At 63.7% G+C, this 26,792-nt stretch carries 27 protein-coding genes; 20 read left to right on the top strand and 7 right to left on the bottom strand.

Annotation, left to right across the window (positions count from 1 at the left end; genetic code table 11):
- Nucleotides 1-63 precede the first annotated feature (63 nt).
- The 9 genes from P7C00_RS13515 to P7C00_RS13475 all read left to right on the top strand — a co-directional run bounded on the left by P7C00_RS13515 (nt 64) and on the right by P7C00_RS13475 (nt 8,566).
- A complete protein-coding gene (locus tag P7C00_RS13515; RefSeq protein WP_404939451.1) occupies nt 64-960 on the top strand; it encodes a LysR substrate-binding domain-containing protein in 897 nt (298 codons plus the stop codon).
- A 92-nt stretch (nt 961-1,052) separates the two neighbouring features.
- Nucleotides 1,053-1,712 (top strand): isoprenylcysteine carboxylmethyltransferase family protein, encoded by a 660-nt coding sequence (locus P7C00_RS13510; RefSeq protein WP_346635773.1) that lies wholly within the window; start codon nt 1,053-1,055, stop codon nt 1,710-1,712.
- A 636-nt stretch (nt 1,713-2,348) separates the two neighbouring features.
- On the top strand, nt 2,349-3,713 hold the full coding sequence (locus P7C00_RS13505) for a glutamine synthetase family protein (protein ID WP_404939449.1): 1,365 nt from the start codon (nt 2,349-2,351) through the stop codon (nt 3,711-3,713).
- Nucleotides 3,714-3,872: 159 nt separating this feature from the next.
- Nucleotides 3,873-5,186, top strand: coding sequence for an NAD(P)/FAD-dependent oxidoreductase (locus P7C00_RS13500; RefSeq protein ID WP_404939447.1), 1,314 nt, complete (start codon nt 3,873-3,875; stop codon nt 5,184-5,186).
- 121 nt (nt 5,187-5,307) lie between these two features.
- A complete protein-coding gene (locus P7C00_RS13495; RefSeq protein WP_404939445.1) occupies nt 5,308-6,324 on the top strand; it encodes a DUF2628 domain-containing protein in 1,017 nt (338 codons plus the stop codon).
- Nucleotides 6,325-6,478: 154 nt separating this feature from the next.
- Complete coding sequence (locus tag P7C00_RS13490; protein ID WP_053150851.1) at nt 6,479-7,144, top strand: hypothetical protein; 666 nt, start codon at nt 6,479-6,481, stop codon at nt 7,142-7,144.
- A complete protein-coding gene (locus tag P7C00_RS13485) occupies nt 7,141-7,662 on the top strand; it encodes a hypothetical protein (protein WP_346635769.1) in 522 nt (173 codons plus the stop codon). The genes P7C00_RS13490 and P7C00_RS13485 overlap by 4 nt, the downstream gene beginning before the upstream one ends.
- Complete coding sequence (locus tag P7C00_RS13480) at nt 7,659-8,180, top strand: hypothetical protein (RefSeq protein WP_346635768.1); 522 nt, start codon at nt 7,659-7,661, stop codon at nt 8,178-8,180. Before P7C00_RS13485 ends, P7C00_RS13480 begins: the two co-directional genes overlap by 4 nt.
- Entirely contained in the window at nt 8,180-8,566 is a 387-nt protein-coding gene (locus tag P7C00_RS13475) for a GFA family protein (RefSeq protein WP_404939443.1), read from the top strand. Before P7C00_RS13480 ends, P7C00_RS13475 begins: the two co-directional genes overlap by 1 nt.
- A gap of 309 nt (nt 8,567-8,875) precedes the next feature.
- Here P7C00_RS13475 and nadE read toward each other — a convergent pair whose 3' ends face one another.
- The 3 genes from nadE to P7C00_RS13460 are packed head-to-tail and all read right to left on the bottom strand — an operon-like array spanning nt 8,876 to nt 11,603.
- Nucleotides 8,876-9,715 (bottom strand): ammonia-dependent NAD(+) synthetase, encoded by an 840-nt coding sequence (gene nadE / locus P7C00_RS13470; RefSeq protein ID WP_404939441.1) that lies wholly within the window; start codon nt 9,713-9,715, stop codon nt 8,876-8,878.
- 1 nt (nt 9,716) lies between these two features.
- A complete protein-coding gene (gene pncB / locus P7C00_RS13465; RefSeq protein WP_346635765.1) occupies nt 9,717-10,946 on the bottom strand; it encodes a nicotinate phosphoribosyltransferase in 1,230 nt (409 codons plus the stop codon).
- Between the two features lie 9 nt (nt 10,947-10,955).
- A complete protein-coding gene (locus tag P7C00_RS13460; protein WP_346635764.1) occupies nt 10,956-11,603 on the bottom strand; it encodes a nicotinamidase in 648 nt (215 codons plus the stop codon).
- A gap of 184 nt (nt 11,604-11,787) precedes the next feature.
- On the opposite strand from P7C00_RS13460, the gene P7C00_RS13455 reads away from it, so the two are divergent.
- From P7C00_RS13455 to P7C00_RS13445, 3 genes are read left to right on the top strand one after another with little or no spacing between them, the layout of a single operon-like run.
- Complete coding sequence (locus P7C00_RS13455; protein ID WP_346635763.1) at nt 11,788-12,333, top strand: adenylyltransferase/cytidyltransferase family protein; 546 nt, start codon at nt 11,788-11,790, stop codon at nt 12,331-12,333.
- Nucleotide 12,334: 1 nt separating this feature from the next.
- Nucleotides 12,335-13,042, top strand: coding sequence for an NUDIX hydrolase (locus tag P7C00_RS13450; protein WP_404939439.1), 708 nt, complete (start codon nt 12,335-12,337; stop codon nt 13,040-13,042).
- An 8-nt stretch (nt 13,043-13,050) separates the two neighbouring features.
- Entirely contained in the window at nt 13,051-13,557 is a 507-nt protein-coding gene (locus P7C00_RS13445; protein WP_404939437.1) for an NUDIX hydrolase, read from the top strand.
- Here the strand turns inward: P7C00_RS13445 and P7C00_RS13440 are convergent.
- On the bottom strand, nt 13,509-14,456 hold the full coding sequence (locus P7C00_RS13440) for a LysR family transcriptional regulator (RefSeq protein WP_404939435.1): 948 nt from the start codon (nt 14,454-14,456) through the stop codon (nt 13,509-13,511). The two genes, P7C00_RS13445 and P7C00_RS13440, sit on opposite strands and share 49 nt — an antisense overlap.
- A gap of 101 nt (nt 14,457-14,557) precedes the next feature.
- On the opposite strand from P7C00_RS13440, the gene P7C00_RS13435 reads away from it, so the two are divergent.
- On the top strand, nt 14,558-15,733 hold the full coding sequence (locus tag P7C00_RS13435) for an aspartate aminotransferase family protein (RefSeq protein ID WP_404939433.1): 1,176 nt from the start codon (nt 14,558-14,560) through the stop codon (nt 15,731-15,733).
- 79 nt (nt 15,734-15,812) lie between these two features.
- Here P7C00_RS13435 and P7C00_RS13430 read toward each other — a convergent pair whose 3' ends face one another.
- The gene (locus tag P7C00_RS13430) at nt 15,813-16,349 is read right to left on the bottom strand and encodes a DUF4174 domain-containing protein (RefSeq protein WP_404939431.1); all 537 of its coding nucleotides are present in this window, start codon (nt 16,347-16,349) and stop codon (nt 15,813-15,815) included.
- Between the two features lie 712 nt (nt 16,350-17,061).
- On the opposite strand from P7C00_RS13430, the gene P7C00_RS13425 reads away from it, so the two are divergent.
- The 3 genes from P7C00_RS13425 (at nt 17,062) to P7C00_RS13415 (ending at nt 20,510) form a co-directional block, all read left to right on the top strand.
- Nucleotides 17,062-18,117, top strand: coding sequence for a response regulator (locus P7C00_RS13425; RefSeq protein ID WP_404939429.1), 1,056 nt, complete (start codon nt 17,062-17,064; stop codon nt 18,115-18,117).
- 3 nt (nt 18,118-18,120) lie between these two features.
- Nucleotides 18,121-19,068, top strand: a complete 948-nt coding sequence (locus tag P7C00_RS13420) for a diguanylate cyclase (RefSeq protein ID WP_404939427.1) — start codon at nt 18,121-18,123, stop codon at nt 19,066-19,068.
- A gap of 116 nt (nt 19,069-19,184) precedes the next feature.
- Entirely contained in the window at nt 19,185-20,510 is a 1,326-nt protein-coding gene (locus P7C00_RS13415; RefSeq protein WP_404939425.1) for a YncE family protein, read from the top strand.
- A 7-nt stretch (nt 20,511-20,517) separates the two neighbouring features.
- On the opposite strand, the gene P7C00_RS13410 is transcribed toward P7C00_RS13415, so the two are convergent.
- Nucleotides 20,518-21,645: a saccharopine dehydrogenase family protein gene (locus tag P7C00_RS13410; protein WP_404939423.1), complete on the bottom strand. Its 1,128-nt coding sequence runs from the start codon at nt 21,643-21,645 to the stop codon at nt 20,518-20,520.
- Nucleotides 21,646-22,082: 437 nt separating this feature from the next.
- Here P7C00_RS13410 and P7C00_RS13405 point away from each other — a divergent pair, with 437 nt between their 5' ends.
- Nucleotides 22,083-22,952, top strand: a complete 870-nt coding sequence (locus P7C00_RS13405) for an oxaloacetate decarboxylase (protein WP_346635753.1) — start codon at nt 22,083-22,085, stop codon at nt 22,950-22,952.
- A gap of 33 nt (nt 22,953-22,985) precedes the next feature.
- On the opposite strand, the gene P7C00_RS13400 is transcribed toward P7C00_RS13405, so the two are convergent.
- Nucleotides 22,986-23,390, bottom strand: coding sequence for a response regulator (locus tag P7C00_RS13400; protein ID WP_346635752.1), 405 nt, complete (start codon nt 23,388-23,390; stop codon nt 22,986-22,988).
- A gap of 180 nt (nt 23,391-23,570) precedes the next feature.
- Between P7C00_RS13400 and P7C00_RS13395 the strand changes: the two genes are divergently transcribed.
- The 3 genes from P7C00_RS13395 to ppnN all read left to right on the top strand — a co-directional run bounded on the left by P7C00_RS13395 (nt 23,571) and on the right by ppnN (nt 26,635).
- Nucleotides 23,571-24,320 (top strand): SIR2 family NAD-dependent protein deacylase, encoded by a 750-nt coding sequence (locus P7C00_RS13395; protein WP_404939421.1) that lies wholly within the window; start codon nt 23,571-23,573, stop codon nt 24,318-24,320.
- 51 nt (nt 24,321-24,371) lie between these two features.
- Nucleotides 24,372-25,037: a suppressor of fused domain protein gene (locus P7C00_RS13390; protein ID WP_404939419.1), complete on the top strand. Its 666-nt coding sequence runs from the start codon at nt 24,372-24,374 to the stop codon at nt 25,035-25,037.
- 224 nt (nt 25,038-25,261) lie between these two features.
- Nucleotides 25,262-26,635 (top strand): nucleotide 5'-monophosphate nucleosidase PpnN, encoded by a 1,374-nt coding sequence (ppnN, locus tag P7C00_RS13385; RefSeq protein ID WP_346635749.1) that lies wholly within the window; start codon nt 25,262-25,264, stop codon nt 26,633-26,635.
- Nucleotides 26,636-26,792 lie beyond the last annotated feature (157 nt).

The raw sequence follows: 26,792 nt of genomic DNA, 5'->3' as shown, positions 1-26,792 counted from the left end.
GATGGCTGAAACAGCGACAATTCCCTAAAATCGAGAATCATTGATTCCAAATAAGGGACAATCATGGACCGCATCCAATGCATGCGCGCCTTTGTCGTCACCGTTGACGAGAACGGTTTTGCCGCCGCTGCCCGGGCAATGGACGTACCCCGCTCCAAGGTCAGCAAACAGATCCAGGCTCTGGAAGAAGCCATCGGCGTGCAACTGCTGCAGCGCACCACCCGCAGCCTGCATTTGACCGAGGCCGGTGCCGAGTACTACGAAAGTGCCCGGGAAGTGCTGGCGACCGTGGACGAAGCCGAGCAGCGGGCCCGGGACGGCATCGCCGAATTGCGCGGGGTGTTGCGGGTCAATGCACCGATGTCCTTCGGTCTGCGTCGGCTCGGGCCGCTGGTGCCGCTGTTCCATGAGCAGCACCCGCTGATCGAGTTGCAACTGGTGCTCAGCGACCAGCAAGTGGACCCGGTGCGCGGCGGTTTCGATGTCACCCTGCGCATCGCCAGCCTGCCGGATTCATCCATGGTGGCCCGCCAACTGGCACCGGCGCCGCGGATCATGGTGGCCGCGCCCAGCTACCTGGCTCGGGCCGGAGTGCCTGGCCACCCCAAGGAGCTGAGCAGCCACCAGTGCCTCAACTATGGCTACCTGCAAAGCGGGGTCAGCCTGCAATTGAGCCACGGCAGCGACACCCAGCGGGTACACGTCACCGGACCGTTGCACGCCAACAATGGCGACCTGCTGGCCCAGGCCGCCGAGGCCGGCATGGGCATCGCCCTGTTGCCGGATTTCATCGTCGAGGATGCGTTGGCCGCCGGACGCCTGGTGCCGGTGCTGTGTGAATGGCAGGCGCCGCCCATCAGCGTCAACGTGGTCTATCCCTCGGCCCGGCGCGTGCCACAGAAGACCCGGGCCTTCATCGATTTCCTGGTGAGCCACCTGACGCAAAGGACGAGCGCCTGATCGGCCTGAGGCGCGCTGGCGGACGAACGAGCGCATTCGCCCGCAAGCGGACTCCTACACTCAGGGGAGGCTCCTCACCCTGGGCGATCAACATGAACATCTCTCCTCGACTGGCCGTTTCCAGCGTGCTCGGCGCCCTTGCCTACCTGGGCCTGGCAATCTGGGGCCTCGGCGGTTTCACGGCGTTCTTCGCCCACCCGCCCCTGAACCTGATCGTCATCGTCACCTTGCTGATGGTGGTGGCCTCGCTGTACAGCGAGGTCAACCTCAGCAGCGGCGTGCAGGAGGACCAGGGCAACCGCTGGGTGCTTGGGGCCTTCGCCGTGATCGGCCTGCTGAGCGGCTTCGTTCCGGCCTACAGCGACCGCATCGACTTCTGGACCTTTGGCGACGAAGGCCTGCGCTGGCTGGGTGCCTTGCTGTTCACCCTCGGCGGCGTACTGCGCCTGTGGCCCGTGTTCATCCTCGGCCGACGCTTCAGTGGACTGGTGGCGATCCAGAGCGGGCACAGGCTGGTGGTGGACGGCCTGTATCGCCACCTGCGCAACCCCAGCTACCTCGGTCTGCTGGTGAACGCCGTGGGCTGGGCCCTGGCCTTTCGCTCCGGGCTGGGGCTGCTGCTGGCGGCCCTGACCCTGATCCCGCTGATCGCGCGAATTCATGCCGAAGAAGCCTTGTTGCGCAGCCATTTCGGCCAGGAGTACGACGACTATTGCGCCCACAGCTGGCGCCTGCTGCCCGGGGTCTACTGAGGTTCTGTAAAAAAAATCAGACACTCCTGACATCAGGACTGCACCGCTCTAGCACGCACCTCTCCCTCTGTTCGAAGGACGCTCGCCAGGGGACTTGAGCCTTTTACCCCCCTTACATTGGCTGGCGGATTCTTGCAGTATTGATCCGCCCTGGGGAGACGGACCCATTGATCCGCCCCACCAGCGCCCGGTTCACATAAAGAATAATCACAACGAACTCGACAGCGAGATCACCCGGCCGATGCATCCCCTGAGCCCGTTTCACGGATTCGACAGATCAGCTCCCGCGCCCCTGCACAGTGGCCGCGGTGCGCTTGTCGACGCTCGGTTCTCACTGTCCTGCCGCTGCCACGCTCCTGCGCTCCATGAGGTCCATGAGGACCGCGCTGCCGTCATCGGTGTGTACTTCCTGGACAGGCCCTGCCCATGAAGCTTCTGGTCAACCTGCCCATGGCCCTGTGCCGTTCCCGTCTGCGCCACTCCTCACGTCCTCCGGATCACTCGCTTCTGGCCTGATCGCGCCCTCCTGCGCGTGCCGCTCCCAGACCTGATTTCTACCCTTGCAACCGCACCGTGCGCGGCGTCGTTGCAGGACCTGAAAACCTGTGCGCCTTGATGGCGCAAGCGAGACTCCTCATGAAATTTGCAGCCCTCGACGAAGCCCGTGACTTCCTGGCCGCCCACCCCGATATCGACATGATCGAGCTGTTCATCCTCGACGCCAACGGCGTGCCCCGGGGCAAGCTGCTGCACCGCGAAGAACTGCTGGCGGTGTATGAAAGCGGTCGCCCCCTGCCCAGCACCATCCTCGGCCTGACCCTCAACGGCGACGACGTGGAGAATTCCGGGCTGGTGTGGGACGTGGGCGATATCGACTGCCGTGCCTACCCGTTGGCCGGCAGTCTGGTGCGCCTGCCCTGGCGGCAGATCCCCACGGCCGCCGTGCAGGTCAGCATGCACCCGCAGGAGGGCCTGCCCGCCAGTATCGCCGATCCGCGCCACCTGCTGATCAAGGTCATCGACAGCCTCAAGGCCGAGGGTTACCACCCGGTGATGGCCTGCGAGCTGGAGTTCTACCTGCTGGACGCCAAGCGCGACGGCAATGGCCGCCCGCAACCGGCACTTGACGCCGATGGCGGTCGTCCGCGCAGCACCCAGGTCTATGGTCTGAGGGAGCTGGAGCAGATCGAACCCTTCCTCGCCGACCTCTACGCCGCCTGCAAACTGCAGGGCATTCCGGCGCGCACGGCGATCTCCGAGTACGCCCCAGGCCAGGTGGAAATCACCCTGGAACACGGCGATGCCCTGGAGGCCATGGACCAGGCGGTGCGCTACAAGCGCCTGGTCAAGGCCGTGGCCCACAAGCACGGGATGCAGGCCACCTTCATGGCCAAGCCCTTCGATCACCTGGCCGGCACCGGCATGCACATGCACGTGAGCATTGCCGACCCCGCGGGCCGCAACCTGTTTGCCTCCGAGGACCCGGCCGGCACCCCGCTACTGCGCCAGGCAGTGGGCGGCATGCTCGCTTCCCTGCTGGAATCGCTGCTGCTGTTCTGCCCCAACGCCAACTCCTACCGGCGCTTCCAGGCCAACAGCTACGCGCCCCTGGCGCCGACCTGGGGCGTCGACAACCGCACCGTGAGCCTGCGGGTGCCCGGTGGCCCGGCCAACAGTCGGCACATCGAACACCGCATCTGCGGCGCCGACGCCAACCCCTATCTCGCGGCGGCGGCGATCCTCGCCGGCGTGCATCGCGGCCTGCGCGAACACCTCGATCCGGGCGACCCAGTGCAAGGCAACGGCTATGCCCAGGCCACCGAGCTGCTGCCCACCGACTGGCTGACCTCGCTGATCGCCCTGGAGCAATCGGCCTGGGCCCGGGACGCCCTGGGCAGTGAATTCCTCGGGGTGTACCTGGCGGTCAAGCGTGCCGAGTACCGCCAGTTCATGGCCGAAGTCGGCGAGCAGGACTGGCGCTGGTACCTGACCCAGGCCTGAGCCGCAGTAACGATCTGCGGCGCAGGGCTCATGGGCAAGGCGGCCTGCAACCACTTTGCCTGACCCGAGCTGCGCCCGGCAGATCATCGACAGCTCCTGAAGCGCTGGCGGCTGCCCTACACGCAGCCGCCCGGTTGATTTTTCTACGAGGATTGTTCCATGACAGCCGCCTTCGATCCGCGGACCCCGGCAGCCGAACGCTGCCCCAGCTACTACAGCGCCACCCTGAACCAGGAAACCCATTACCCGACTCTGCAAGGCACCCATCAGGTGGATGTGGTGATCATCGGCGGCGGCTTCACCGGCGTTGCCAGCGCGCTGGAACTGGCCGAACGCGGCCTGAAAGTCGCCATCGTCGAAAGCCACAAGATCGGCTGGGGCGCCACCGGGCGCAACGGTGGCCAGGTCACCGGCAGTCTCTCGGGCGACGAGGCCATGCGCAAACAGATGGGCCGCAGCCTCGGCAAGGAAGTCGATGACTTCATCTGGAACCTGCGCTGGCGCGGGCACCGGATCATCCAGCAGCGGGTGGAGAAATACGCCATCGCCTGCGACCTCAAGCACGGCCACCTGCACGCGGCCTACAAGCCCAGCCACCTGCCGGGCCTGCGGGCCGACTACGAAGAAGCGGTGCACCGCGGCATGGGCGACGAAGTCAGCCTGCTGGACCGGGCCCAGGTGCGCGGCCTGCTGGAAAGCGACCTCTATCACGGCGCGATCAAGAACACCCGCAACCTGCACCTGCACCCGCTGAACCTGTGCATCGGCGAAGCCCGGGCTGCCGAAAGCCTGGGAGCGCTGATCTTCGAGCACAGCCAAGTGCTGGAGATCGTCCACGGCGAACGCCCGGCGGTGATCACCGCCCAGGGCCGGATCGACGCCAAGCAGGTGCTGCTGGCCGGCGACGTCTACCACAAGCTGGAGCCGAAAAAGCTCAAGGGCAAGATCTTCCCGGCCATGGGCGGCATCGTCACCACCGAGCCGTTGGGCGAGTTGGCCAAGCGCCTCAACCCCGAGGACCTGGCGGTCTACGACTGTCGCTTCGTGCTCGACTACTACCGCATGACCGCCGACGGCCGCCTGCTGTTCGGCGGCGGCGCCAACTACAGCGGCAAGGACTCGCGGGACATCGCCGGCGAACTGCGTCCCTGCATCGAGCGCACCTTCCCGGCGCTCAAGGGCGTGGCCATCGACTTCCAGTGGAGCTGCGCCATGGGCATCGTGATCAACCGCATCCCGCAACTGGGCAAGCTCTCGGACAACGTCTGGTACTGCCAGGGCTACTCCGGGCACGGCGTGGCCACCAGCCACATCATGGGCGAGATCATGGCCGAGGCCCTGACCGGCCACCTCGGCCACTACGACACCTTCGCCGCCTGCCAGCACATCCGCGTGCCCTTTGGCGACCAGTTGGGCAACCCGATGCTGGCGGCAGGCATGTGGTACTACCAGATGCTGGAGAAACTGCGCTGAGGGCCCGGCGCGAGTCGGGCGCCAACCCAGGCGCCGGCAAAGCTTGATGAGCCGGCCCTTTGTTCAGTAGTCTGCCCGCCCCTCGAAGGCATGGACCGCCCCGAACCCGCGGGCGGTCCCTGTGCTTCGTCTTGTCCAGACCCGCCCAAGCCCGAGGCTTGGGCCCAGCGAGACCGCCGTTATCCGAGTCCTCGACCAGGAAAGAATCGACCGTATCAATCAAGACCTGACCCGCGCCTGGAAGGCTGATGTTGAAACCACCTGCATCCTGTCGGGCATTGTGTTGCTCCCCTGCCTCATCCTCATCGGCCTGCTGGATGGCCCGCTGTTCGCCAAGGTCATCCTGTGCGGCTTCCTCTGCCTGATGGTCGGTGGCTGGAGCACCGCCAAGTGGCTCAACGCCCAGGCGCAACCCAGGGCTGACGTCACGGGAGTGAAGGTGGAGCAACTGGAAGGCTACTTTGACCGCCGCCGGGTTCAGACTGCCGGCAAGCCCTATATCGAATACAGCTTTGGCAAGCATTGCCTGCACATCCAGACCTCGGCCAACAGCTTCTTCAGTGGTGATACCCAGTTGAAGCTCAACCGCCGCTATCGCGTCGACGCCCTGTACCTCATCGGCCGCTGCAGCGACTACACCGGCTATTACCTGCTGGAAGAAACTTTCCAGGAAATCTTCGATGACAGCGACCTCAGCGCCGAGGAGAAAATCCAGGTTGCCAAGCGTGAGAGACGGATCAAACAGCACCTCAAGGAGCAGCAGACACGCCTGTACCGCCTCTACCGCAACCCCCAGGGCGAACTGGAGGCGGTGGCCCTGGGTTTCAATTTTGCCGCGTGCTTTTTCACCGTGCTCTGGTCGTTCTGCGCCGGCCTGCACGGGGTAACCGTCCTCACCCTGGCCGCCCTGGGCCTGACCCTGCTGATCCCCGATACAGGCGCCGGCTACCCTTGGTTCGCCCTGGGCTGGCTGCTCAGCGCCGGGCTCTTTGGTGCGTGCGGCAATCAGTGGCGAGCAAGGCTGGTGCTGCGCAAGGGCTTTGTCCAAGTCGATGCCCTGCTGTCCTGCAACCCCGACCAGGCCAAGGTGCAGTACAAAAGAAAGGTCGAAGAGGCAGCGCCGGGGTTCGGTCAATAGCGCCGCCGGGCAGGTCATTCCGGGTAACGCGCTACACAAAGCCCTAAGGTTCTCGTACCATCGCGCCGCTCACGAGCGGCGCCAGGGAAGGCCATGTACAGACACTCATGCCTCCCTGCCTGCGCCTTGTCCAAAGTCATTTTCAGGGTTCCCCATGTTCCGCGTAATCAAGGCTTCGTCCTTGCTGCTGGCCACCAGCATTGTTTCTGGCTGCATCAGCCAACCCGCCGCCATCGTCAGCGCCCCTCTGCAACCCGCAGCCAACGAACCCACGACCTATCTGGTGGGCGCTATTGGCCCGCAGTACCTGGGCGGCGGCGGTGCCGCCACCAACCTGCGCCTGCTGATTCGCAAACGCGGCTCAATCAATGGCGCCGCGGCACTCTGGGAGGGCGACCCACGACCAACGCCTGAGGACATCCATGAACCCCGCGCCGCCGGCAGTGTATTTGTCATGCCGCTCAAACCGGGTGATTACGAGTTCTACAACTTCCAGTTCTGGTCCATGGTCTACACCCCGGGGCTCGGCTCACGCCTGCAATCCCAGGAAGCGCGCGAAGAGTTCGTACTGCCGCTGCGCCTGGAGGCGGGCAAGGCGTATTACATCGGCGAGTTTCGCTCGGTCTGCAGCCAAGTGACCCAGTGCTTCTTTGCCTGGAGCAATCAAATGCCCCGTGACGCCGTGATTGCCCAGCGCCAGGTGCCGGGGCTGCCGGACCTGCAATGGATGCCGCTGGATCTGGACAAGGCCAAGCCCTTCATCCTTCCCGTCGACAAGCAAACCAGCCCAGCCAACGCCACTGCGGAGATTCATCCATGAAATCCTGCCTGAGCCTTTGCGCCCTTCTGCTGCTCGCGGGCTGCGCGGCAACCGACACCTTGCCGGACCGTCCGTTGACGGATGGCCAAGCCTATTTGATGCCCCTGCATGTGATGGTCGATGACCCATTGCGCGCCGCCGAATTGCGCAACGCCCTGCGTGCCACCGGAGTGTTCGAGAATGTCCAGACCGGCGCCGGCGAACCTGGCGACTACAGCGCTCGGATTCAATTCAAGTCCGACCGCGAGATCCCGCCGATGCCGCTGATCTTCCTCAGTGCCGCCACCCTGTTCCTGATGCCGCTGTCCAATGGCATCGATACCCGCACCGACATCACCCTGCTGCACGAGGGCAAGGTGCTCAAGCAATACAGCTATCGCAACCTGACGCATAAATACACTTGGCTGCTGGATCAGGGCGGTGAAATGCAAGAGCAGAATATCCAGCGCATCGCCCGCGCCTTTGCCGGCGACCTGCGTCAGGATCAACTGTTGCCAAGCGCGAGTCAGGCCCAATGAACCCCATAGGTTTGACTGCCCTGCTGTGCGGCGCACTGACCATCACCGGTTGTGGCACCCAAATGGCGCCGCTGGACTACCGCAGTCAACATCCCTATGTACCGCTGACCCTGGACCTGGGCCCGGTGAAAAGTCGCTTCGACGAACAGGAGCAACGGGAAACCATCGCCGCCCTGCGTCAAACCGGAGCCTTCTCCTTTCTCGATGGTGGCTACAGCCGCAGCGGCTACCGCCTGCTGATCAGCGAGCCAGGCGGCAAGAGCGCGGGGTTGCTTGGCGCGCTGAATGCCATCACCCTGCTGACCTTCCCCCTGCCCTACTCCTACCAGAGCAACTTGCGCGGCAGCCTGCTCAAGGACGGCCAACTGCTCAAGACCTACGACTACCGTCGTGAAGGCTATAGTGTGGCGGCCTGGTATGTTCCGCCGGTGCAGATCGAAAGCCGCAGAGAGATGCTCGATGAGCTGCTGCATGACTTGGAAAAGGACCGTTTGATTCCTCAGGAGAACCCACGCTGATGACTGCCAGCCTGTACCAGGGCGGCTGCCTGTGCGGGCAGATTCGCTTCGAGGCCCGGGGGCCTGCCGCCAATCCCCATACCTGCTCGTGCAAACTGTGCCAGCGCCACAGCGGCGCGCTGACGCTGGCGTGGGTCGAATTCCCCCGGGAACGGGTGACCTGGACTGGCCCTGGCGGCGCACCGGCGACTTTCAGGTCATCGGACTATTCCAGCAGGGCGTTCTGCCCACATTGCGGCAGTTCATTGGGGGCCATCGATGATGAGCCGACCGTTGCCTTGCTGCTGGGTGCCTTCGACAGCAACAACCGCAAGGCACTGGCACCGACCCGCCATTCGTTCAAGGGCCAGCGCCCCCGCTGGTGGCATGGAGGCGAAAACCGCTGACTCTGACCGCCGGCGAATGGCGATGACTCTGCGGGCCTCTTCGCTGGCAAGCCAGCTCCTACGGTATTCAGGGCAGCGCGATCTGTAGGAGCCGGCTTGCCGGCGAAGGCGATCGTACGGGCCCTTTCGCTGGCAAGCCAGCTCCTACGGTATTCAGGGTGGCGCGGTCTGTAGGAGCCGGCTTGCCGGCGAAGGCGATCGTACGGGCCCCTTCGCTGGCAAGCCAGCTCCTACGGTATTCGGGGTGGCGCGGTCTGTAGGAGCCGGCTTGCCGGCGAAGGCGATCCGACGGACAACGCAAGTCCGTTGCTAGAGGCCGGCTGTCGCGGGGGTCCGTGGCAAGGCGCGTTTGTGAGCAGTGCGCAGGTAGGCACGCTCGATCAGGTGACGCACCGCGTCGGTGACGGGCTCGCCCATCAGGTAGGCATCGATTTCTTCGTAGCTGCAGCCGTAAGCCGTTTCGTCCAACTTGCCCGGGGCCAGTTCTTCCAGGTCCGCCGTGGGCGCCTTGTGCACCAGTTGGGCGGGAGCGCCGAGGGCATCGGCCAGCAGCCGCACCTGGGTCTTGGTCAGGCCCGACAACGGGGCCAGGTCGCAGGCGCCGTCGCCGTATTTGGTGAAGAAGCCCATCAGGGCTTCAGCGCCGTGGTCGGTGCCCACCACCAGGCCGTTGCTGAAGTTGGCCACGGCGTACTGAGCGATCATCCGCGCCCGGGCCTTGACGTTGCCCTTGGCGAAATCGCTGAGGGCCGCCGAGGGCTGCAAGCCTTCGATCCGCAGCTGATTCATCATTCCATCGACGCTGTCGGCAATGTTGCAGGTGCTGATGCTATCCGGGCGAATGAAGTCCAGGGACGCCTGGGCATCGCTTTCATCCGCCTGGCTTTTATAGGGCAGGCGCATGGCGATAAATCGCGCCTCCTGCCCTGCCCCGCGCAGTTGCTCCACCGCCAGTTGACACAAGCGGCCGGCCGTCAGGGAGTCGACTCCGCCACTGATGCCCAGCACCAGGGTCGTGCAGCCGGACTCGCGCAGCACTTGCTGGATGAAGGCCACTCGCCGGGCGATTTCCAGGGCTTCGCCACCAGGCACCAGTTGCCGGTCGATGCCCAGTTCCCGGGCAATGCGTTCTTGGGTTGGACTGCTCATATCAGGCCTCCAGAGGCGAGTTGGCAAGGTTGACGTTGAACACCTGGGCGGCGTACCGAAGGAACGACGGGTCTTCGCAGACGTTCTTGATCGGGTCGTCGGAGAACTTCACCACCGGTTCACCGTGGACTCGCACCAGCTTCATCACGATGCTCAGCGGCTCGACACCTTCGACATCGCAGGCCAGGCTGGTGCCCATGCCAAAACCGAACCGGGCCTGGCCACGCACGTGGCGCAGGATCGGCAGGCATTTCTCGAAGTTCAGGCCATCGGAGAACATCAGGTCCTTGGTCCGAGGATCGATGCCCAGCTCACGGTAGCGGGCCAGGACCTTGTCGGCCCAGAGGATCGGGTCCCCGGAATCCTGGCGCAGGCCGTCGTAGAGCTTGGCGAAGTACAGGTCGAAATCCTTGAGGAAAAAATCGGTGCTGATGCAGTCGGTCAGGGCGATGCCGAGGCGTCCGCGATACTCGTGCACCCAATTCTCCAGGGCCGCATTCTGGCTCTCGCGCAGCCGCCCCAGTTGCTGGTGCACCATCAGCCATTGGTGGGCCATGGTGCCGATCAGCGGCAGGTCGAACTCGTAGGCCAGGTGCGCATTGCTGGTGCCGACAAAGACCCCGGGGAAATCGCTGCGCATGATCTTCACCACTTCGCGCTGGGCCTTGAACGACAGGCGCCGGCGGGTGGAAAAATCCGAGACGCGGAACTCGGCAAGCTCGTCGCGACTGGCGTTTTTCTCCAGCCATTCAAACTTCTGATAGAGCCGGCGAGTGACATCCTCAAGCTCCACTTCGGGGTACTTATCGCGGTTGCGCAATTCGCTGACCATGGCCAGCACCGGCTGCTCGAACATGATGCAGTGCAACATCGGGCCGCGGACGCGAATGCTCAGTTGGCCGTCGACCGCCGCCACGTGGATGTAGCGCAGGTTGAAGCGGAACAGACCGAGAAACTGCTCGAAGTCCGGGGTCAGGTACTCACGAAAACGCTTGTTGAACAAAAAGCGCTGTTCGCCTTCGCGCATCTGCAGGCCGGCGAGCTTTTCCAGTTCCTGGCGGATCTCGGGGATCAGGTGCACCAGGGACTCTTTGGAGCGAACGATGAACTGGTACTCCACATCGACATTGGGGTGCTGGTGCAGCACCGCCTGCATCATGGTGAAGGTGTAGTAGTCGGTGTCCAGCAGGCTCTGAATCACGCCGTTGTTACGGTCGAATGCACTTTCCATGATGACTCCTCAAGCCTTGGCCAGTCTGGCGGTTTCTTCGCGGGTCGCGGCAACCGCGATGCCCGCTCGTTGCATATCGTCGATCGCCTGGGTAGCACCCTCGGCGCTGATGGCGCGACAGGCCGGCAGGTGAATGATCACCTTGAAGCCGGCGGCGGCCAGTTGCAGGGCGGTGGTCTTGACGCAGAAATCCAGGGCCAGGCCGCCGACGATGACCTGCTCCACGCCCTGGCTGTTGAGGTACTCGATGGCGCCGGTGGAGAGCTTGCCGTGCAAGTCGTGGTAGCAGGCGCCATAGGGGTGCAGGTCCGGTTCCACGCCCTTCCACACGAAGTAGTCGTAGTCATAAGGCGTGGGCAGCTCGTCCAGCAGGGTAAAACCCTCGGTGCCCGGCACGCAGTGGCTGACCCAGGTCAGGTCGGCGTGCGCCAGGCCAGTGGGCTGGAGCATCTGGTCGTGCCCGGCCACCACCCAGGGGGCTCGGGGACTGTGGGCGTCCTTGCTGCCGATGCGCAGGCTGGCCAGGGTCGCCATGAAATTCAGCTCGCCGCCGATGCGATCGCCTTCGGTCACGGGCAACTCGTCCGGGCACAGCGGGGTAAAGCTCTTTTGTGCATCGACATCGAAGGAAGCGGTCTTCATCGTTTGGCTGTTCATGCTGGGTCTCTCCTCTGCATGGAGCACAAAGTACATGTCATGTACTTTCATGGCAAGCCCTCTCTGGATTTTATTTTTCTCAATCGCACTTCAATCAAACCGAACAAATAAGCTGAAAAAGTAGATTCTCCGCCGACAAAAGCGATGCTAAGGTACACGTCATGTACCTAACGAGGAGAAGCAGATGTTTGAACTGGCCCTCTATGGCGGCGCCTTCAACCCGCCCCACGCCGGACACGCCCAGGTGATGCTCGAAGCCGCTCGCCACGCCCGCCGGGTACTAGTAGTCCCGAGCTTTTGCCATCCGGATGGCAAGCGCATGGCCGATTTCGAGCAACGGGCCAGCTGGTTGCAGACGATCACCACGCACCTGCAGCCCGAGTGCCAGGCCGAGCTGGCGGTCAGCCGCCTGGAGCGCCAACTGGCCCTGGCCGATCCGGGTCCGGTCTACAGCTTCACCCTGCTGCAACGCCTGGCCGACGACCTGGCCCTGGACGGCAAGCGCATCGCCCTGGTGGTGGGTGAAGACGTCGCTTGTCGGTTGCCCAGGTTCCACCGCGGCGAGGAATTGCTGCAACGCTTTTCCATCCTCTGCATCGAGGAACAGCCCGGGGTCCGCAGCAGCGTATTGCGCCAGTGCCTGGCCCGGGGCGAAACACCGCCCAGCCAATGGCTGGCACCGGGCATGAATCCGCTAAACTACGGCCTCTACGCCGTCCACGGAAGTTGATATGCACGACCGCACCACCCTCCCCAGCGCCTACTTGCACACCATCGACCTGTGCCTGCTGCGCTACAACCGCGAGCGCTGCGAGCTGGAAATCCTTCTCCATCAACGCGACAGCGAGCCTTTCACCGGGCACTGGGCGCTGCCGGGCATCGTGGTCAACGGCGATGTCGAGGACCGCAGCCTGAATGACGCAGTGGAACGCCTGCGCCGTTCAAGCAAGGTGGACATGCCCCTGGCCTGGCTGGAACAGGTGGGCACCGTAGGCGACGCCTTTCGCGACCCGCGCTGCTGGTCGTCCTCGACCTTCTACCTGGGGATCGTCAGCGAGCCGGTGGAGCCCGCTGCGCATCAGGGGTTCTTTGCTCTGGGCGAGGTCGCCAGCGGCGCCTTCAAGCTGCCCTTCGACCACAACGCGCTGGTGGCCCAGGTGCAGGAGCGGCTGTTTTCCAAGTCCCTGTACAGCAGCCTGCCGCTGATGTTTCTCGGCAACGAGTTCAGCGCCCCGGAGGCGGTGAGCATCTTCTCCCTGGTGCTGCAACGGCCAGTGCTCAAGACCAGCATTCGCCAGCGCCTGCTGAAGATGAGCGAAGCCGGCTACCTGCAGGAAACCGGACGCAAGAAAAGCGGGGATGGCGGCCGCCCTCAGGCCACAGTGGAAACCCTCAAGCCCACCGAGTTGTACCTGTTCGATCGTTGTTTTCTGGAGTAATACCGCCCATGAGTTCCGTCATCGAAAGCCAGTGCCTGCTGGAAACCCCGTACTTCAAGGTGGTCCGCGAAAACGGCTACTTCATCATCAAGGAAGCCCAGGCGGTGAACGGCGTGGTGGCCGTACCGACCCTGGCCGATGGCCGGCTGATGCTGGTGGACCTCAAGCGCCGAGCCATTGGCGGCCAGTCCATCGAGTTTCCCCGGGGCGCCATCGATGCCGGGGAAAGCGCCTGTGACGCGGCGGCCCGGGAACTGCTGGAAGAGACCGGCTGGCAGGCATCGCAAGTCCGCCAACTGGGCTTGCTGCACAGCAACACCTCGCTGATCGCCAGCGCGGTGGCGGTGTGTCAGGTGGAGATCGCCGAACAGCAGACCACCGCCACCGATGGCGAGGTGGACCACCTGCTGTGGGTCAGCCGCCAGGAGTTGCTGGCGATGGTCGCTGCCGGCCAGATCACCGACGGTCACACCCTGTCGGCAGCGATGATGCTGCTGGCCAGCGAGTCAGCCTGACGCCCCCACTTCTCCAGGGCGAAGTCGACAAAGCTGCGCAGCTTGGGCAAGCGATAGCGGTCCTGGGCATAGAGCAGATGCATCGTCCGGAAGGGCAACTGATAATCCTGCAGCACCGGCACCAGACGGCCCTGCTGCAGGTCTTCCTCCACCAGCGCATCGGGCATCATCACCAGCCCCAGCCCACCCCGCGCCGCCCGGTGCAGGCCGGACGACGTGTTGGTCAGCAGCGAGCCGGACACCGGAACCAGCACATCCCCCTCGGGCCCGCGCAACGGCCATTGCGTGGCGGTGGAGCTCCACTCGTCACCGGCTGGGTAGGCAAATGCCAGGCAGTTGTGCTGCTGCAGATCCTCGGGAACCTGCGGGGTGCCGCAACGCTCCAGGTACTCCGGAGCGGCGCAGATGGTCAGGGTGTAATCCTGCAGCGGCCGGGCAATCAGCGAGGAGTTATCCAGGTTGCCCAGGCGCACGGCCACATCGAAGGCGCCGTCGCTCAAGTCGAAACGCTGATTGGCCAGGGTCAGCTCCACCTTGACCAGGGGACAGCGCTGCTGGAACTCGCTCAAGGCCGGCGCCAGGCGCTCGGTGCCGAAGGTCAGCGGCGCGGTGATGCGCAAGGTGCCGGAGGGCTCGCCCTGGGCCTGCTCCGCCAGGCGCTCGGAGTCCGCTACCAGGCCCAGCACCGCCAGGCAGCGCTGGTAGTACTCGGTGCCGAACTCGGTAAGGCGCTGGCGGCGCGTCGTGCGATTGAGCAGGCGCACCCCGAGGCGCTGCTCCAGGGCACGCAGGTGATTGCCCACCATGGTGGTGGACATGCCGCATTCCCGGGCAGCGGCGGTCATGTTTCCCGCTTCCACCACCTTGACGTACACCGACATCGCCTGGAACAGATCCATTATCAACCCTGACTTCAAGATGATTAAAGAAATGGCGAGTTTATCTAGCCTGAATGGCTAACGATACTGGCAGCACACCCCCTGAGATGGAGTCGCCCGCCATGACCGCCGCCTGCCTGATGAGCACCTACCAGCCCCTTGCCCTGAGCTTCTGCAAGGGCCTGGGCAGCCGCCTCTGGGACCAGAGCGGGCGTGAGTACCTGGACGCCATCGCCGGAGTCGCAGTGACCGGTATCGGCCACTCTCATCCGCGCCTGGTCAGCGCCATCCGCGAACAGGCCGGCCTGCTGCTACACAGTTCCAATCTCTATGACATCCACTGGCAGCAGCAACTGGCCGCCAAACTGACCCAGCTGAGTGGCATGGAGCGGGCGTTCTTCAACAATTCCGGGGCCGAGGCCAATGAAACCGCGCTCAAGCTGGCGCGCCTTCACGCTTGGCACAAGGGCATCGAACAGCCCCTGGTGGTGGTCATGCACAACGCTTTCCACGGCCGTACCCTGGCCACCCTTTCCGCCAGCGATGGCCCGGCAGTGCGCCTGGGTTATGGCCAGTTACCGGAAGGTTTTCTCAAGGTGCCGTTCGGCGATCTGGCCGCCCTGGAGTCGCTGGCTGCCCAGCACGGTCCGCGCATCAGTGCGGTGCTGATGGAGCCGATCCAGGGTGAAGGCGGCATCCAGCTGGCTGCGCCCGGCTACCTCAAGGCCGTGCGTGAGCTGTGCACCCGGCGCAACTGGCTGCTGATGCTCGACGAGATCCAGAGCGGCATCGGTCGTACCGGGCGCTGGTTCGCGTGCCAGCACGAGGGCGTGGTGCCGGACGTGATGACCCTGGCCAAGGGCCTGGGCAACGGCGTTCCCATCGGTGCCTGCCTGGCCCGGGGCAAGGCCGCCGAACTGTTCACCCCAGGCAGCCATGGCAGTACGTTCGGCGGCAATCCCCTGGCCTGCCGGGCGGCCTGCACCGTGCTGGACATCATCGAGGAACAGCAGTTGCTGAGCAACGCCGAGCAGCGCGGCGCCCAGCTGCTAGGTCGGCTGCGGGAGGCGCTTGCGGGGCATCCGGCAGTGCGGGAAATTCGCGGACTGGGGCTGATGGTGGGTATCGAGCTGGGGCAGCCGGCCCGGCAGTTGGTGCAGATCGCCGCCCGTGATCATGGCCTGCTGATCAATGTCACCCGGGGCACGACCATCCGCCTGCTGCCACCTCTGGTGATCGATGCGGCGGAAGTGGAGATGATCGTCGACGGGCTGCGCCAGACCCTCGAAACGCTGTAACCGCGCCAAGGCTGACGCGATGACGCTGGGCAAGTTCCGCGGCGCTCAGCACCTGCCCCGGGCTGGCCGGCTATGCATTTCAGTCGTCCAGCGCCTTGGGCGCCGCCGCAGGCTTGGCCGCCTTGCCGGCCTTGGCACTGGCCGGTTTGGCTTCCGGCTCGGGGGCCGGCGCTGGGGCCGCGGCCTGCTTCTCCGCCGCCGGCAACTGGTCGACCGCGCCGAAGACTTCCTTGAGCTCGATGGCCCCTGAGTGCTCGAGCTTTTTCTCGCCGTCCTTGCCCACCAGGATCACCTTGGTCTGGGCCCCCGCCCCCAGCTTGAGGCTGCGGATCAGGGCCATGGTGGATTGCGGATCGATGTCCTTGCCATCGCGCTGGCCGATGGTGTTGATCACCGTGTAAAGGACCATGTTGCGTTCGTTGAAGGCTTGACGGGTGGCCGGCTCTTCCAGGGACTTCTTCAGGCTCACCAGGGTCGGGTCCACGGTGCTGGGGGCGATCACGATCAAAGGCCGTGACTTGCCCAGGTCCTGAGCCAATGGGCCATCGTTGTCGGCCGCCAGGAGCGGGCCGGCGACAGCGAGCAGAGTAGCGAAGGTCAATGACCGAATGAACATGCGTCTCTCCTTATGTTTTCCACGCAGTAATGATTGCGCATTGCGGGAAAAGGTCCAGGCCGGGACTCAAAATCTGACATTTTTTTGTCCGGCTGGCCGGGCCTGCGCCTCGTAGTCCACAGGCGGTGTAAAACAAGGGATACAGAGCTTTCAGCGGTCATCGGAATGCATCTCGCGGTAAGGTTTTGTTGCATATAAGCGGGCTGTACGGAATATCGCAGCAGAGGTTCCCTGAAACTTTCACCCTCCCTTCCCTCGGCACCAGAATATGGCGTTTTTCATACAATCTTCCCTGAGCAACTCGTACATCAACCGTATCGAACGGCAGAACTTTAAAGTTGTTTGCAAAGTGTCATTTTTCAAACGCCAGAAAACAGGCGCAATTGCCCATTCACCATGAACAACCCTTTCTATCTCGGGACTTTCGCCCCTCCAGCATCTCGATGAATTCACCCAGCAATACAAACAGAACAACGCATCAGGACGCAGACCGATATCAGTCGAAAGTTGCAAGTCGCTCTGCAGTTGAATGCACTGAACAATGATCTGGAACAAATAACTCAATGAACGCCTACTTGTTCTTCCATTGCCGACCGAACTATAGTGCGGCGCGGCACGGACAGCCCGTTACAACACCCTTATTGCGCGGCAACTCGTTACATTCCTGAACGTTATCCAGCTGCGGATTTTTTCGAATGAGCGTCCGATCCCGATGATCCCTCTTCTCGTCTGCGATGACTCGAGCATGGCCCGCAAGCAGGTGCTACGGACCTTGCCCAGCGAGTGGCGGGTGTCCGTGACCCAGGCCTGCAACGGCCGCGAAGGCCTGGAAGCCCTGCGTCGGGGGCTGGGCAAGGTGGCGTTGCTGGACCTGACCATGCCGGTCATGGACGGTTATCAGGTTTTGAGCGCGGTGCAGGAAGAAGGCATCGACGCGCAGATCATCGTCATCTCCGGGGACGTCCAGGAGGAAGCGGTACGTCGTACCCGCGAACTGGGGGCCCGAGCCTTCCTCAAGAAGCCCTTCGATCCCCAGCAGTTGCGTGCACTGCTCAACGAACTGCAGCTGCTGGACAGCCCGGGGGCGCTCCCTGCTGCCGCCCTGTTGCGTGCACTGCTCAACGAACTGCAGCTGCTGGACAGCCCGGGGGCGCTCCCTGCTGCCGCCCTGTCGCCGCCGCCCCTGGTGACCTTTCGCGACGCGTTCCGAGAAACCGTCAATGTCTCCATGGGCTACGCGGCGGCGCTGATCGCCAAGGTCCTGGATGTGTTCGTGCACCTGCCGATCCCTCACGTCAATGTGCTGGAGGCCGGCGAACTGCAGATGCTCCTGGCCGATGCCAATCGCGCCCGGCAGCTGACCGCCATCTGCCAGAGCTATATCGGCAGCGGCATTGCCGGCGAAGCACTGCTGATGTTCTACGACTCGGAAGTGGCCGACATCGCCCAGTTGATGGAACAGGGCACCGACCCCTATCAGGAAATGGAAGTGCTGATCGACCTGTCCAGCGTGTTGATCGGTGCCTGCTTGAGCAGCATTGCCGACCAGTTGGATGTGTTCTTTTCCGTGGGCCATCCCCAGGTGCTGGGCGAGCACACCACCATCGACGAATTGATCGTGCTCAACCAGCAACGCTGGAACAAGACCCAAGCGGTGGAGATCAGCTACAGCCTGGAAGAACAGAACATCCACTTCGACCTGTTGCTGTTGTTCACTGAGGGCTCCATGGCCTTGCTGGAACAGAAACTCGCCTACCTGATGAATTGAGCCATGCCCAAACGAATGGATTTCAGTGAACTGCACTGGTTGCTGGCGGTGGTCCAGAGCATCGATGTGGGGATAGTGGTGCTCGATCTGGAGTGCCGGGTCCAGGTGTGGAACAGCTTTATGGAGAACCGCTCCGGGGTGCCGTCCAAGCAGGCCATCGATCAATCGTTCTTCGAACTGTTCCCTGAGGTGGAGCGGCCCTGGTTCAGCCGCAAGGTCGGGCGTGTGGTGGCCCTGGGCACGCCGGCCTTCACCATCTGGAAGCAGCGGCCGTATCTGGTGCACTTCAACAATTACCAGCCAATCACCGGCCAGGGCGAGTTCATGTACCAGAACACCACGTTGCTGCCACTGCGCTCCTCCAACAGCGAGATCCATCATGTCTGCCTGGTGATCTACGACCTCACCGACGTGGCGATCAACAGCCTGGCGCTGCAGAAGGCCAACCAGCAGTTGCAGCACCTGTCACGCGTCGATCACCTGACCCAGTTGTTCAACCGTGGTCACTGGGAACAGCGCCTGGCGTTCGAATACAGCCACCACGGCAACGCCATTGCCCTGCTGATGCTGGACATCGACCACTTCAAGTCGATCAACGATCGCTACGGGCATCAGGCCGGCGATGCCGTGATCAAACGCGTGTCGCAACTGATCCACGAGCATGTGCGCGACAGCGATGTGGCCGGGCGTTACGGCGGCGAAGAGTTCGCCATCCTCCTGCCCCACACCGATCTGGCCGGCGCCCACACCCTGGCCGAACGCCTGCGCCAATCGGTGCAAGAACAAGAGGTGATCCACAACGGCCAGGCCATTGCCTTCACCATCAGCCTGGGCATCGCCTGCCTCGATCGCCCGGCCCGGGACCACCGCTGCCTGATCGAGTGGGCGGACCAGGCGCTGTACGCCTCCAAGCACGCCGGACGCAATCGGGTCAGCACCTACGCACCTTGAACAGTAGCGCAGGGGAAACTTGTAAAAAGACCGGGCCCAAGGGATAAACTGCGCGCTTTTCCGGTCCATCCCCGGTCTGTTACGCCTTTTCCAGCGCCACAAGGAGTCCTGCGCGCATGTCCCAGTCGAATTCGAACCTCTCCCCGCAAGAGCAATGGCAAAAAGCCGTGCTGACCTATGCCCGCGACATCAACCACTATGTCGAAACCGGCACCCGCGAGGGCTGGAAGGGCTTGAAGGAGCCGAACATGCCCGATACCGAGCATCTGTTGGAAGACTGGCAGGCGGCTCTGCAAGCGAGCAACCAAGGTCTCTACGACGCAGTGCAGCGCCAGGCCTTTCGCCAGGACTGGCCACCGGCACACTTCCCACTGTCGCCGCGCCTGGAAAGCCAGGGACGGATGATTCCGACCCTGGCCCTGTTGCCGGACGGCAGCCTGCTGGCACGCATCGGCGCGCCCTTCGAGGCCGGCTTCGTGGTGCATATCGACGACGCGCGGATCGAGACCCTGGAGCAAGTGGAGTGCTTCGGCATGTGCCCCCAGCGGCGTTACTTCGCCTGGGGCCGGGCCGATGGCATCCAGGTCACCGACGGCTGGAACGGGCCTCAGGTGGCAAGCTTTCCCTGGCCCGCCCCTCATGCCGGCCTGCCTGCAGGCCTGGAGCTTGAAGACACCGGGCGCCCCTCTCCCACCAGCCTGATCCCCTTCCCCGACGGGGGCCGGGTGCTACTGGTGAGTGCCGACGGCATCTTCGTCCTGGCTGCCGATGGCGCCACCCGCCTGCTGCGCAGCCTTGAGGACATCCAGCAGGACCTGGACGAAGGCGTCGCCGCCGAGGACCTGAGCATAGGCCTGAGCATGGAACATGGCGCGGTGTCGCCCGATGGCCAATGGATCGCCGTGGGCGAGCAAAGCGGGATGCACCTGGTGTTCGATGCTAGGTTGCAGCAGGTCGCGCAGATCGGCCCTGCCAGCGAGTACCCGCACTTCGCTCACTTCAACCAGGTCGGCGACCGCCTGCTGCTCAACGCCTGCCACTTCTATGGCGGCGCCAGCCTGGGGGTGGCGGTCGCCGACCTGCCGGGGCTGAGCACTGACTTCTATAGCGACGACCCGCGCACCCCGGTGCTGCAGGAAGGCGCTCGGGTGTATGCCGCTGCTTCACGGGGCGACGAATTCATCATCGGCGATGCCTACGGTTACCTGCGAGCCGTCAGTGAAACCGGCGAGGAGCGCTGGCAGCACTACATCGGCTCGACCCTGACCGCCATGGACATCAGCCCCGATGGCAAGACCCTGGTGGCCGCGACTTATGCCGGGATCATCGTCAAGATCGCCCTGGATGGCGGACGACCGGACTGGCAGATCGGCACCGGCGAGCACCACGAACTGCAGCGCTGGCTGTTCTGGAAGGACTTCACCAAGCCCCTGCTGTGGTAAGACGGCGTTAAACCGGCGGGCGCGAGAAACTCACCTGCATCTGCAGGTGATCCGCGTCGTCGATCGCCCGCAGGTACTCCTCGACACTGACCTCGCCGGCACTGGAGCGTGCCCCCGGGGCCGGCACATGGCCGGCGAGCAGCTTGTGCACCACGGCCACCGCGGCGCAGCTGGGGATCTCCGGGCCATGGTCGTGGGTGGCGGTCAACTGCGCGTACATCGACAGCGGCTGGCCATCCTGGCCCAGGCCGTGAACATCGACGTACATGGCGCTGAGGCCATCACCGCAACCTTCGAACCAGGTGCCGCAGCGATGCAGGCGCGCCGCCCAGGGCGCCGGGTCGGCGATCAGCCCGAGCTTCACCGCCTGGGCCAGCAGGGCGTTGGCCAGCCCGGCAATCTTCAGCCCGGCACCGGCCTTGAAGCTCAGGGTATGGGCGCCATAACGCTCGGCGAACAGGTCCAGGTCCGGCACATCGACGTTGGCCACCAGCCGCGTCCCCAACCTGGGCAATTTACGCAAGGTCAGCCCCTGCCAGCCGATCACCGGGAGCGGCTGGCCGTCCTTGAGTTGCAGGATCGGCCGACCGGCGTAGGCCAGCACGCCCTGGATGGTGGACAGGCCGGGCATTTTCGCCGACGAGGAAATACCGTGCTCGATCCGATCGATACGGGAAAAACGCTCACGGTGCTCATCGATGATCGCCGCCGACAGAGTCGGCACCGAACTGCAACCGCTGAGCAGCGTCACCCCTGCGGCCCGGGCCGCCTCATCTAAAGTGCCAATGCCGCGCACGAACTGACGGCAGTCGGCCAAGTCGCAATAGTTGACTCCGGCCTCGATGCAGCCCTGGGCCACCGCATAGGACTGACCCTGGAACGGCCCGCCGGTATGGATCACCCAGTGCACGTCCAGGGCCTTGAGCGCCGGCGCCCATTGCGGCCCCATGGCATCGCCGCACCAGCCTTCGCAGGGCTGTCCACCCTCGGCTTGCAGCGCCAGAACCTTGGCCGCGAGCTTGCGCGGGTCACGCCCGGAAATCAGCAGATGCACTCCGGGCGTATGGATCAGATAGCGGCAGACGATGCTGCCGAAATTGCCATAACCACCGACCACCAACACCCTGAGTGTCATTACCTGCATCCTTGAACCAAGCCATTGCGCAGCTGCCAAGCAGCCATTCGAGGCGCGGCAGCTTGGTTGATTTGCCAGTGTTCGACAAGTACCCGAACAGCTTCAACCAGCGCCGGAACCACCCTCGGCAGGCACTTGTAATATTCAGTTAGAAAAAAATTGCCAATGCCGGTCCGGCATAATGCTATGCAAATTCCTCATCAACTCGGGCCTTGGAGCGTGATAGCCTCGTCCTGCTATGTCGGCCTCGCATAATAAACCTGCCGGTTCGCGCAACCGAGTGGGATAAAGACGCCTTGCTACCCCCCTTTGTTCACCTTCATCTGCCCAACTAACGTTTCGCTGTGAGCCTTTCAACCATCGGCTCGCCAAGGGAACTGATTGCAAAATTTGACTCGACCTCGAGGTCGATATCTCGATCCTATCTCGGAGCTGTTATGTCCAGGCTTTCCCATCAAGATTTGCGCCGCGGTTTCCGTGAACTGATCGCTTCAAACTCCTGCTACCACACCGCTTCCGTATTCGACCCGATGTCCGCCCGTATCGCCGCCGACCTGGGTTTCGAAGTGGGCATCCTGGGTGGCTCCGTGGCCTCGCTGCAAGTGCTGGCGGCCCCCGATTTCGCCCTGATCACCCTCAGCGAATTCGCCGAACAGGCCACCCGCATCGGCCGCGTGGCCCAGTTGCCGGTGATCGCCGACGCCGACCATGGCTACGGAAACGCGCTGAACGTAATGCGCACCGTGGTCGAACTGGAACGCGCCGGCATTGCCGCGCTGACCATCGAAGACACCCTGCTGCCCGCCCAGTTCGGGCGCAAATCCACCGACCTGATTTCGGTGGCCGAAGGCGTCGGCAAGATCCGCGCCGCCCTGGAAGCCCGGGTTGATCCGGAACTGGCGATCATCGCCCGGACCAACGCCGGCATCCTCCCGGTGCAGGAGATCATCAGCCGCACCCAGCAATACGAGCGCGCCGGCGCCGACGCCATCTGCATGGTCGGCATCCGTGATTTCGAGCAACTGGAACAGATCTCCGAGCACCTGAACGTGCCGCTGATGCTGGTGACCTACGGCAACCCGGCGCTACGGGATGATGCGCGCCTGGCGGAGCTGGGGGTGAAAATCGCAGTGGACGGCCACGCCGCCTACTTCGCCGCGATCAAGGCCACTTACGACTGCCTGCGGGAACAGCGGCAGATCTTCACCCAGGCCTCGGACCTGAGTGCCACCGAACTGGCTCATACCTACACCCAGCCCGAGGACTACATCGTCTGGGCCAAGGAGTTCATGAGCGTCAAGGAGTAACACCGGCGATTGGCCGGGGTGAGGCGCAACGCCTCAACCCTGGGCCGATTTCAGCGCGCCTTCCACGCAGTCGAGGATCTGCCCGATGGTCCAGGGCTTGCGAATGAAGGACACCGGATAACGCACCCCGGAACTCTCGGGGGTCTCGAAACCCGACATGACCACAACGGGCAACGACGGCCAGTGCTCACCGCACAGGTTGCTCAGGCTGGCGCCATTGAGCCGGCCGGGCATGGTGATATCGGTCAGCAGCAGCGCCACCTGCGTCGCCTCCTCCTGCAAGAACTCCCAGGCCTGATCGGCGCTCTCTCGGGCTTCAGTGACAAAGCCCTCGTCCTCCAGGATCTCGCACAGGAACTCCAGCACCGTCGGCTCATCCTCCACCACCAGAATCAAGCGGGAGGTGGCATCTGGGTTAACGGACGAGGCTGGGCACATGGGGTAACACTCCCTGAGGGTTTGAGAACTCTACGGACAAGACCGCTGACAAGAGTTATGAGCGGCGGCTTGACGATAAATTCATTCCCGATGCGCTCACTGTGTTTTTTTAGGACAGGTCCGAACCGACTGGCGATAATGCCACTCCGATATCAGCGCAACAACGCAGACAGGTCCTCCATGGAATTCGCTCCCCAACGCCTGGCCCAGGCCCGCCACCTGGTGGTGTTCACTGGTGCCGGCGTCTCGGCCGAAAGCGCCATCCCGACCTTTCGTGATGCCCTGACCGGGTTGTGGGAGAACTTCGACCCGGCGCGGCTGGCCACGCCCCAAGCCTTTCGCGAGGACCCGGCGCTGGTCTGGGGCTGGTACGAATGGCGCCGCATGAAAGTGCTCCAGGCCCGACCCAACCCGGCCCACCTGGCGATTGCCGAACTGGCCCGACGCGTACCGCGCCTGACCCTGATCACCCAGAATGTCGATGACCTGCACGAGCGCGCCGGCAGCCCCGCGGTGCTGCACCTGCACGGCAGCCTGCACCACCCCAAGTGCTTCGCCTGCAATCGCCCCTTCAGCGGGGAACTGCCAGAACTCGTATTGCCGGAACAGGGTTGCAGCCTGGAGCCCCCCCGCTGCACCGGCTGCAATGGCAAGATCCGCCCCGGGGTGGTGTGGTTCGGTGAAGCCCTGCCACCGCAGATCCTCAAGGAGGCGTTCAAAGCGGCAGGCGAATGCGACCTGCTGTTGTCGGTGGGCACCTCGGGCCTGGTGCAACCGGCGGCGCAGATCCCCCAACTGGCGCTGCAGCAAGGTGCCTGCGTGGTGCACATCAACCCGCAGCCCCAGGCCTGTACTGAGCCAGAGGAATACAGCCTGGTGGGCAAGGCCGGACAGATTCTGCCGCAACTGCTGCGCCAGGCCTTTGCCTGATTTTCTGGCGGCTCAAGCCGAGCCACCGTTTCTGCTCAAGGACGCTTTCACATGCTGCAATCCCCCGACTCTTCATGGTTTGAAGCCGCCTGGGCACAACGTGAAGAACAACTCTACCCGGCGCTGTTCGGCGACCTGGGCCCAGGCATCTACCCCCTGGACATGGCGCTGTTCAGCGAGGTCTTCGGTCAGACCGAAATCGACCCGCGCTGGCTCAGCCACGGAGTCTTCGAATCACCGCCTACTACCACGCGCAGCAGTTGGCTGTACGTCACTTCAGGGCTGTCCAATGCCTGGGAAGATGCGCAACCCGAAGCCGATGGCTGGTCCGGGATGGGCCAGGAACTGCTGCTGGAATCCCGCGAACAGTCACCCTGGGCCCTGCACCTGCTGCGTAAATTCTGCGCCTATCAACTGCTACTGGCCGCCGGCCGTTTCGGCGAGCAGCAGCCTCTGGGCGAATGGGACCGCATGCGTACCGGGCAACCCATCGACGGCAACGACAGTCTGTTGCAGGCATTGCTGTTCATCCCCGCGCCGGCTTTTGCCGGGCCCCGGCAGTTGCTTAGCGGACGCTTCGAATTCCTGCAGATCGTCGGCCTGACCCTGGACGAACACGCCTGGGGCCAGAGCACGGGTTATCCGGCCCTGCAGGAACGCCTGACCCTGGCCGCAGCCTCGCCGGTGATGGATCCGGCACGGGCCAGCGTCTGCTAAGGCTCGATGAAAAATCACCGCGACCGTGACGGATCGTCATTTTTCCAGCCACAGCGGGCCCGCTTGAGGTAGATTCAGACAGCGAACAATCTCGCGACGACGTTTGCTTTCTTGCCCTGCCGCTGGAAACCAAGCCCCGTACCGGTGGCTCTGTTCACTGCCCCGCCGTTTTTTCGCCACTGACCGCACATGGCGCGGTGGCGCCGATTTCAGGAAATGGATTAATGCCGCAAAGACAAGTGATCAATGCTTCGGTGAGCCCGAAAGGCAGCCTGGAGACCCTCTCGCAACGTGAAGTGCAACAACTCAGCGCCGCCGGTTCCGGCAGCATCTACACGCTGTTCCGCCAGTGCGCCCTGGCGATCCTCAACACCGGCGCCCACGTCGACAACGCCAAGACCATCCTTGACGCCTACCACGATTTCGAAGTGCGCATTCACCAGCAAGACCGGGGCGTGCGCCTGGAGTTGCTGAACGCACCGGCCGACGCCTTCGTCGATGGCGAGATGATTGCCAGCACCCGGGAAATGCTCTTCAGCGCCCTGCGCGACATCGTCTACACCGAGAACGAACTGGACAGCCAGCGCATCGACCTGGACAGCTCCCAGGGCATCACCGACTACGTCTTCCACCTGCTGCGCAACGCCCGCACCCTGCGCCCCGGCGTGGAGCCGAAGATGGTGGTGTGCTGGGGTGGCCACTCGATCAATACCGAGGAATACAAGTACACCAAGAAGGTCGGCCACGAGCTGGGCCTGCGCAAGCTGGACATCTGCACCGGCTGCGGCCCGGGCGTGATGAAGGGCCCGATGAAAGGCGCCACCATCGCCCACGCCAAGCAGCGCATGAGCGGCGGTCGCTACCTAGGCCTGACCGAGCCGGGGATCATCGCCGCCGAAGCGCCGAACCCCATCGTCAACGAACTGGTGATCCTGCCGGACATCGAGAAGCGCCTGGAGGCCTTTGTCCGTGTCGGCCACGGCATCATCATCTTCCCGGGAGGCGCCGGCACTGCAGAGGAATTCCTCTACCTGCTGGGCATCCTGATGCACCCGGACAACCACGAACTGCCGTTCCCGGTGATCCTTACCGGTCCCAAGAGCGCAGCGCCCTACCTGGAGCAGCTCAACGCCTTTGTCCTGGCGACCCTGGGCGAAGCAGCGCAGAAGCACTACCAGATCATCATCGACAACCCGGCAGAAGTGGCCCGGCAGATGACCGAAGGGCTGAAGACCGTCAAGCAGTTCCGCCGCGAACGCAACGACGCCTTCCACTTCAACTGGCTGCTGAAAATCGACGAGGGCTTCCAGCGCCCCTTCGATCCGACCCACGAGAACATGGCCAGCCTGCAACTGAGCCATGCCTTGGCGCCCCACGAACTGGCAGCCAACCTGCGCCGGGCGTTCTCCGGCATCGTTGCCGGCAACGTCAAGGACCAGGGCATCCGCCTGATCGAACAGAAAGGCCCGTACAGCATCCACGGTGACCCGGCGATCATGCGGCCCCTGGATCAGTTGCTCAAAGCCTTCGTCGAGCAGCACCGCATGAAGCTGCCTGGCGGCGCGGCCTATGTGCCGTGCTACCGCGTGGTGAGCTGACCCCCCGCCCCTTCGGCGGTTGAACAACGCCGCGCGCTCCTCGGGAGCGCGCGGTTTTTTTTGCCCGGCGTTTGCCTCCCGTCCCAGGCTGGCCCCTCACCTTTGGCTATAGGCATAAGAATTTCCTAGAGGGCAGGACCCTCAAAGCTCCCTACCA

Source organism: Pseudomonas sp. JDS08PS003 (genome assembly GCF_045013505.1).
Lineage (GTDB): Bacteria > Pseudomonadota > Gammaproteobacteria > Pseudomonadales > Pseudomonadaceae > Aquipseudomonas > Aquipseudomonas protegens_B.
The sequence above is the reverse complement of the archived record's forward strand: the minus strand, read 5'-3'. Positions and strand labels throughout refer to the sequence as shown.

Coding starts and splice junctions, on each gene's coding strand:
- P7C00_RS13500 (WP_404939447.1), top strand. CDS start 3,873: ATGACAGCCGCCTTCGATCCGCGGACCCCGGCAGCCGAACGCTGCCCC.
- P7C00_RS13400 (WP_346635752.1), bottom strand. CDS start 23,390: ATGTGCCCAGCCTCGTCCGTTAACCCAGATGCCACCTCCCGCTTGATT.
- P7C00_RS13490 (WP_053150851.1), top strand. CDS start 6,479: ATGTTCCGCGTAATCAAGGCTTCGTCCTTGCTGCTGGCCACCAGCATT.
- ppnN (WP_346635749.1), top strand. CDS start 25,262: ATGCCGCAAAGACAAGTGATCAATGCTTCGGTGAGCCCGAAAGGCAGC.
- P7C00_RS13515 (WP_404939451.1), top strand. CDS start 64: ATGGACCGCATCCAATGCATGCGCGCCTTTGTCGTCACCGTTGACGAG.
- P7C00_RS13455 (WP_346635763.1), top strand. CDS start 11,788: ATGTTTGAACTGGCCCTCTATGGCGGCGCCTTCAACCCGCCCCACGCC.
- nadE (WP_404939441.1), bottom strand. CDS start 9,715: ATGAGCAGTCCAACCCAAGAACGCATTGCCCGGGAACTGGGCATCGAC.
- P7C00_RS13475 (WP_404939443.1), top strand. CDS start 8,180: ATGACTGCCAGCCTGTACCAGGGCGGCTGCCTGTGCGGGCAGATTCGC.
- P7C00_RS13440 (WP_404939435.1), bottom strand. CDS start 14,456: ATGGATCTGTTCCAGGCGATGTCGGTGTACGTCAAGGTGGTGGAAGCG.
- P7C00_RS13485 (WP_346635769.1), top strand. CDS start 7,141: ATGAAATCCTGCCTGAGCCTTTGCGCCCTTCTGCTGCTCGCGGGCTGC.
- P7C00_RS13435 (WP_404939433.1), top strand. CDS start 14,558: ATGACCGCCGCCTGCCTGATGAGCACCTACCAGCCCCTTGCCCTGAGC.
- pncB (WP_346635765.1), bottom strand. CDS start 10,946: ATGGAAAGTGCATTCGACCGTAACAACGGCGTGATTCAGAGCCTGCTG.
- P7C00_RS13510 (WP_346635773.1), top strand. CDS start 1,053: ATGAACATCTCTCCTCGACTGGCCGTTTCCAGCGTGCTCGGCGCCCTT.
- P7C00_RS13405 (WP_346635753.1), top strand. CDS start 22,083: ATGTCCAGGCTTTCCCATCAAGATTTGCGCCGCGGTTTCCGTGAACTG.
- P7C00_RS13410 (WP_404939423.1), bottom strand. CDS start 21,645: ATGACACTCAGGGTGTTGGTGGTCGGTGGTTATGGCAATTTCGGCAGC.
- P7C00_RS13395 (WP_404939421.1), top strand. CDS start 23,571: ATGGAATTCGCTCCCCAACGCCTGGCCCAGGCCCGCCACCTGGTGGTG.
- P7C00_RS13450 (WP_404939439.1), top strand. CDS start 12,335: ATGCACGACCGCACCACCCTCCCCAGCGCCTACTTGCACACCATCGAC.
- P7C00_RS13480 (WP_346635768.1), top strand. CDS start 7,659: ATGAACCCCATAGGTTTGACTGCCCTGCTGTGCGGCGCACTGACCATC.
- P7C00_RS13415 (WP_404939425.1), top strand. CDS start 19,185: ATGTCCCAGTCGAATTCGAACCTCTCCCCGCAAGAGCAATGGCAAAAA.
- P7C00_RS13445 (WP_404939437.1), top strand. CDS start 13,051: ATGAGTTCCGTCATCGAAAGCCAGTGCCTGCTGGAAACCCCGTACTTC.
- P7C00_RS13390 (WP_404939419.1), top strand. CDS start 24,372: ATGCTGCAATCCCCCGACTCTTCATGGTTTGAAGCCGCCTGGGCACAA.
- P7C00_RS13425 (WP_404939429.1), top strand. CDS start 17,062: ATGATCCCTCTTCTCGTCTGCGATGACTCGAGCATGGCCCGCAAGCAG.
- P7C00_RS13420 (WP_404939427.1), top strand. CDS start 18,121: ATGCCCAAACGAATGGATTTCAGTGAACTGCACTGGTTGCTGGCGGTG.
- P7C00_RS13505 (WP_404939449.1), top strand. CDS start 2,349: ATGAAATTTGCAGCCCTCGACGAAGCCCGTGACTTCCTGGCCGCCCAC.
- P7C00_RS13460 (WP_346635764.1), bottom strand. CDS start 11,603: ATGAACAGCCAAACGATGAAGACCGCTTCCTTCGATGTCGATGCACAA.
- P7C00_RS13430 (WP_404939431.1), bottom strand. CDS start 16,349: ATGTTCATTCGGTCATTGACCTTCGCTACTCTGCTCGCTGTCGCCGGC.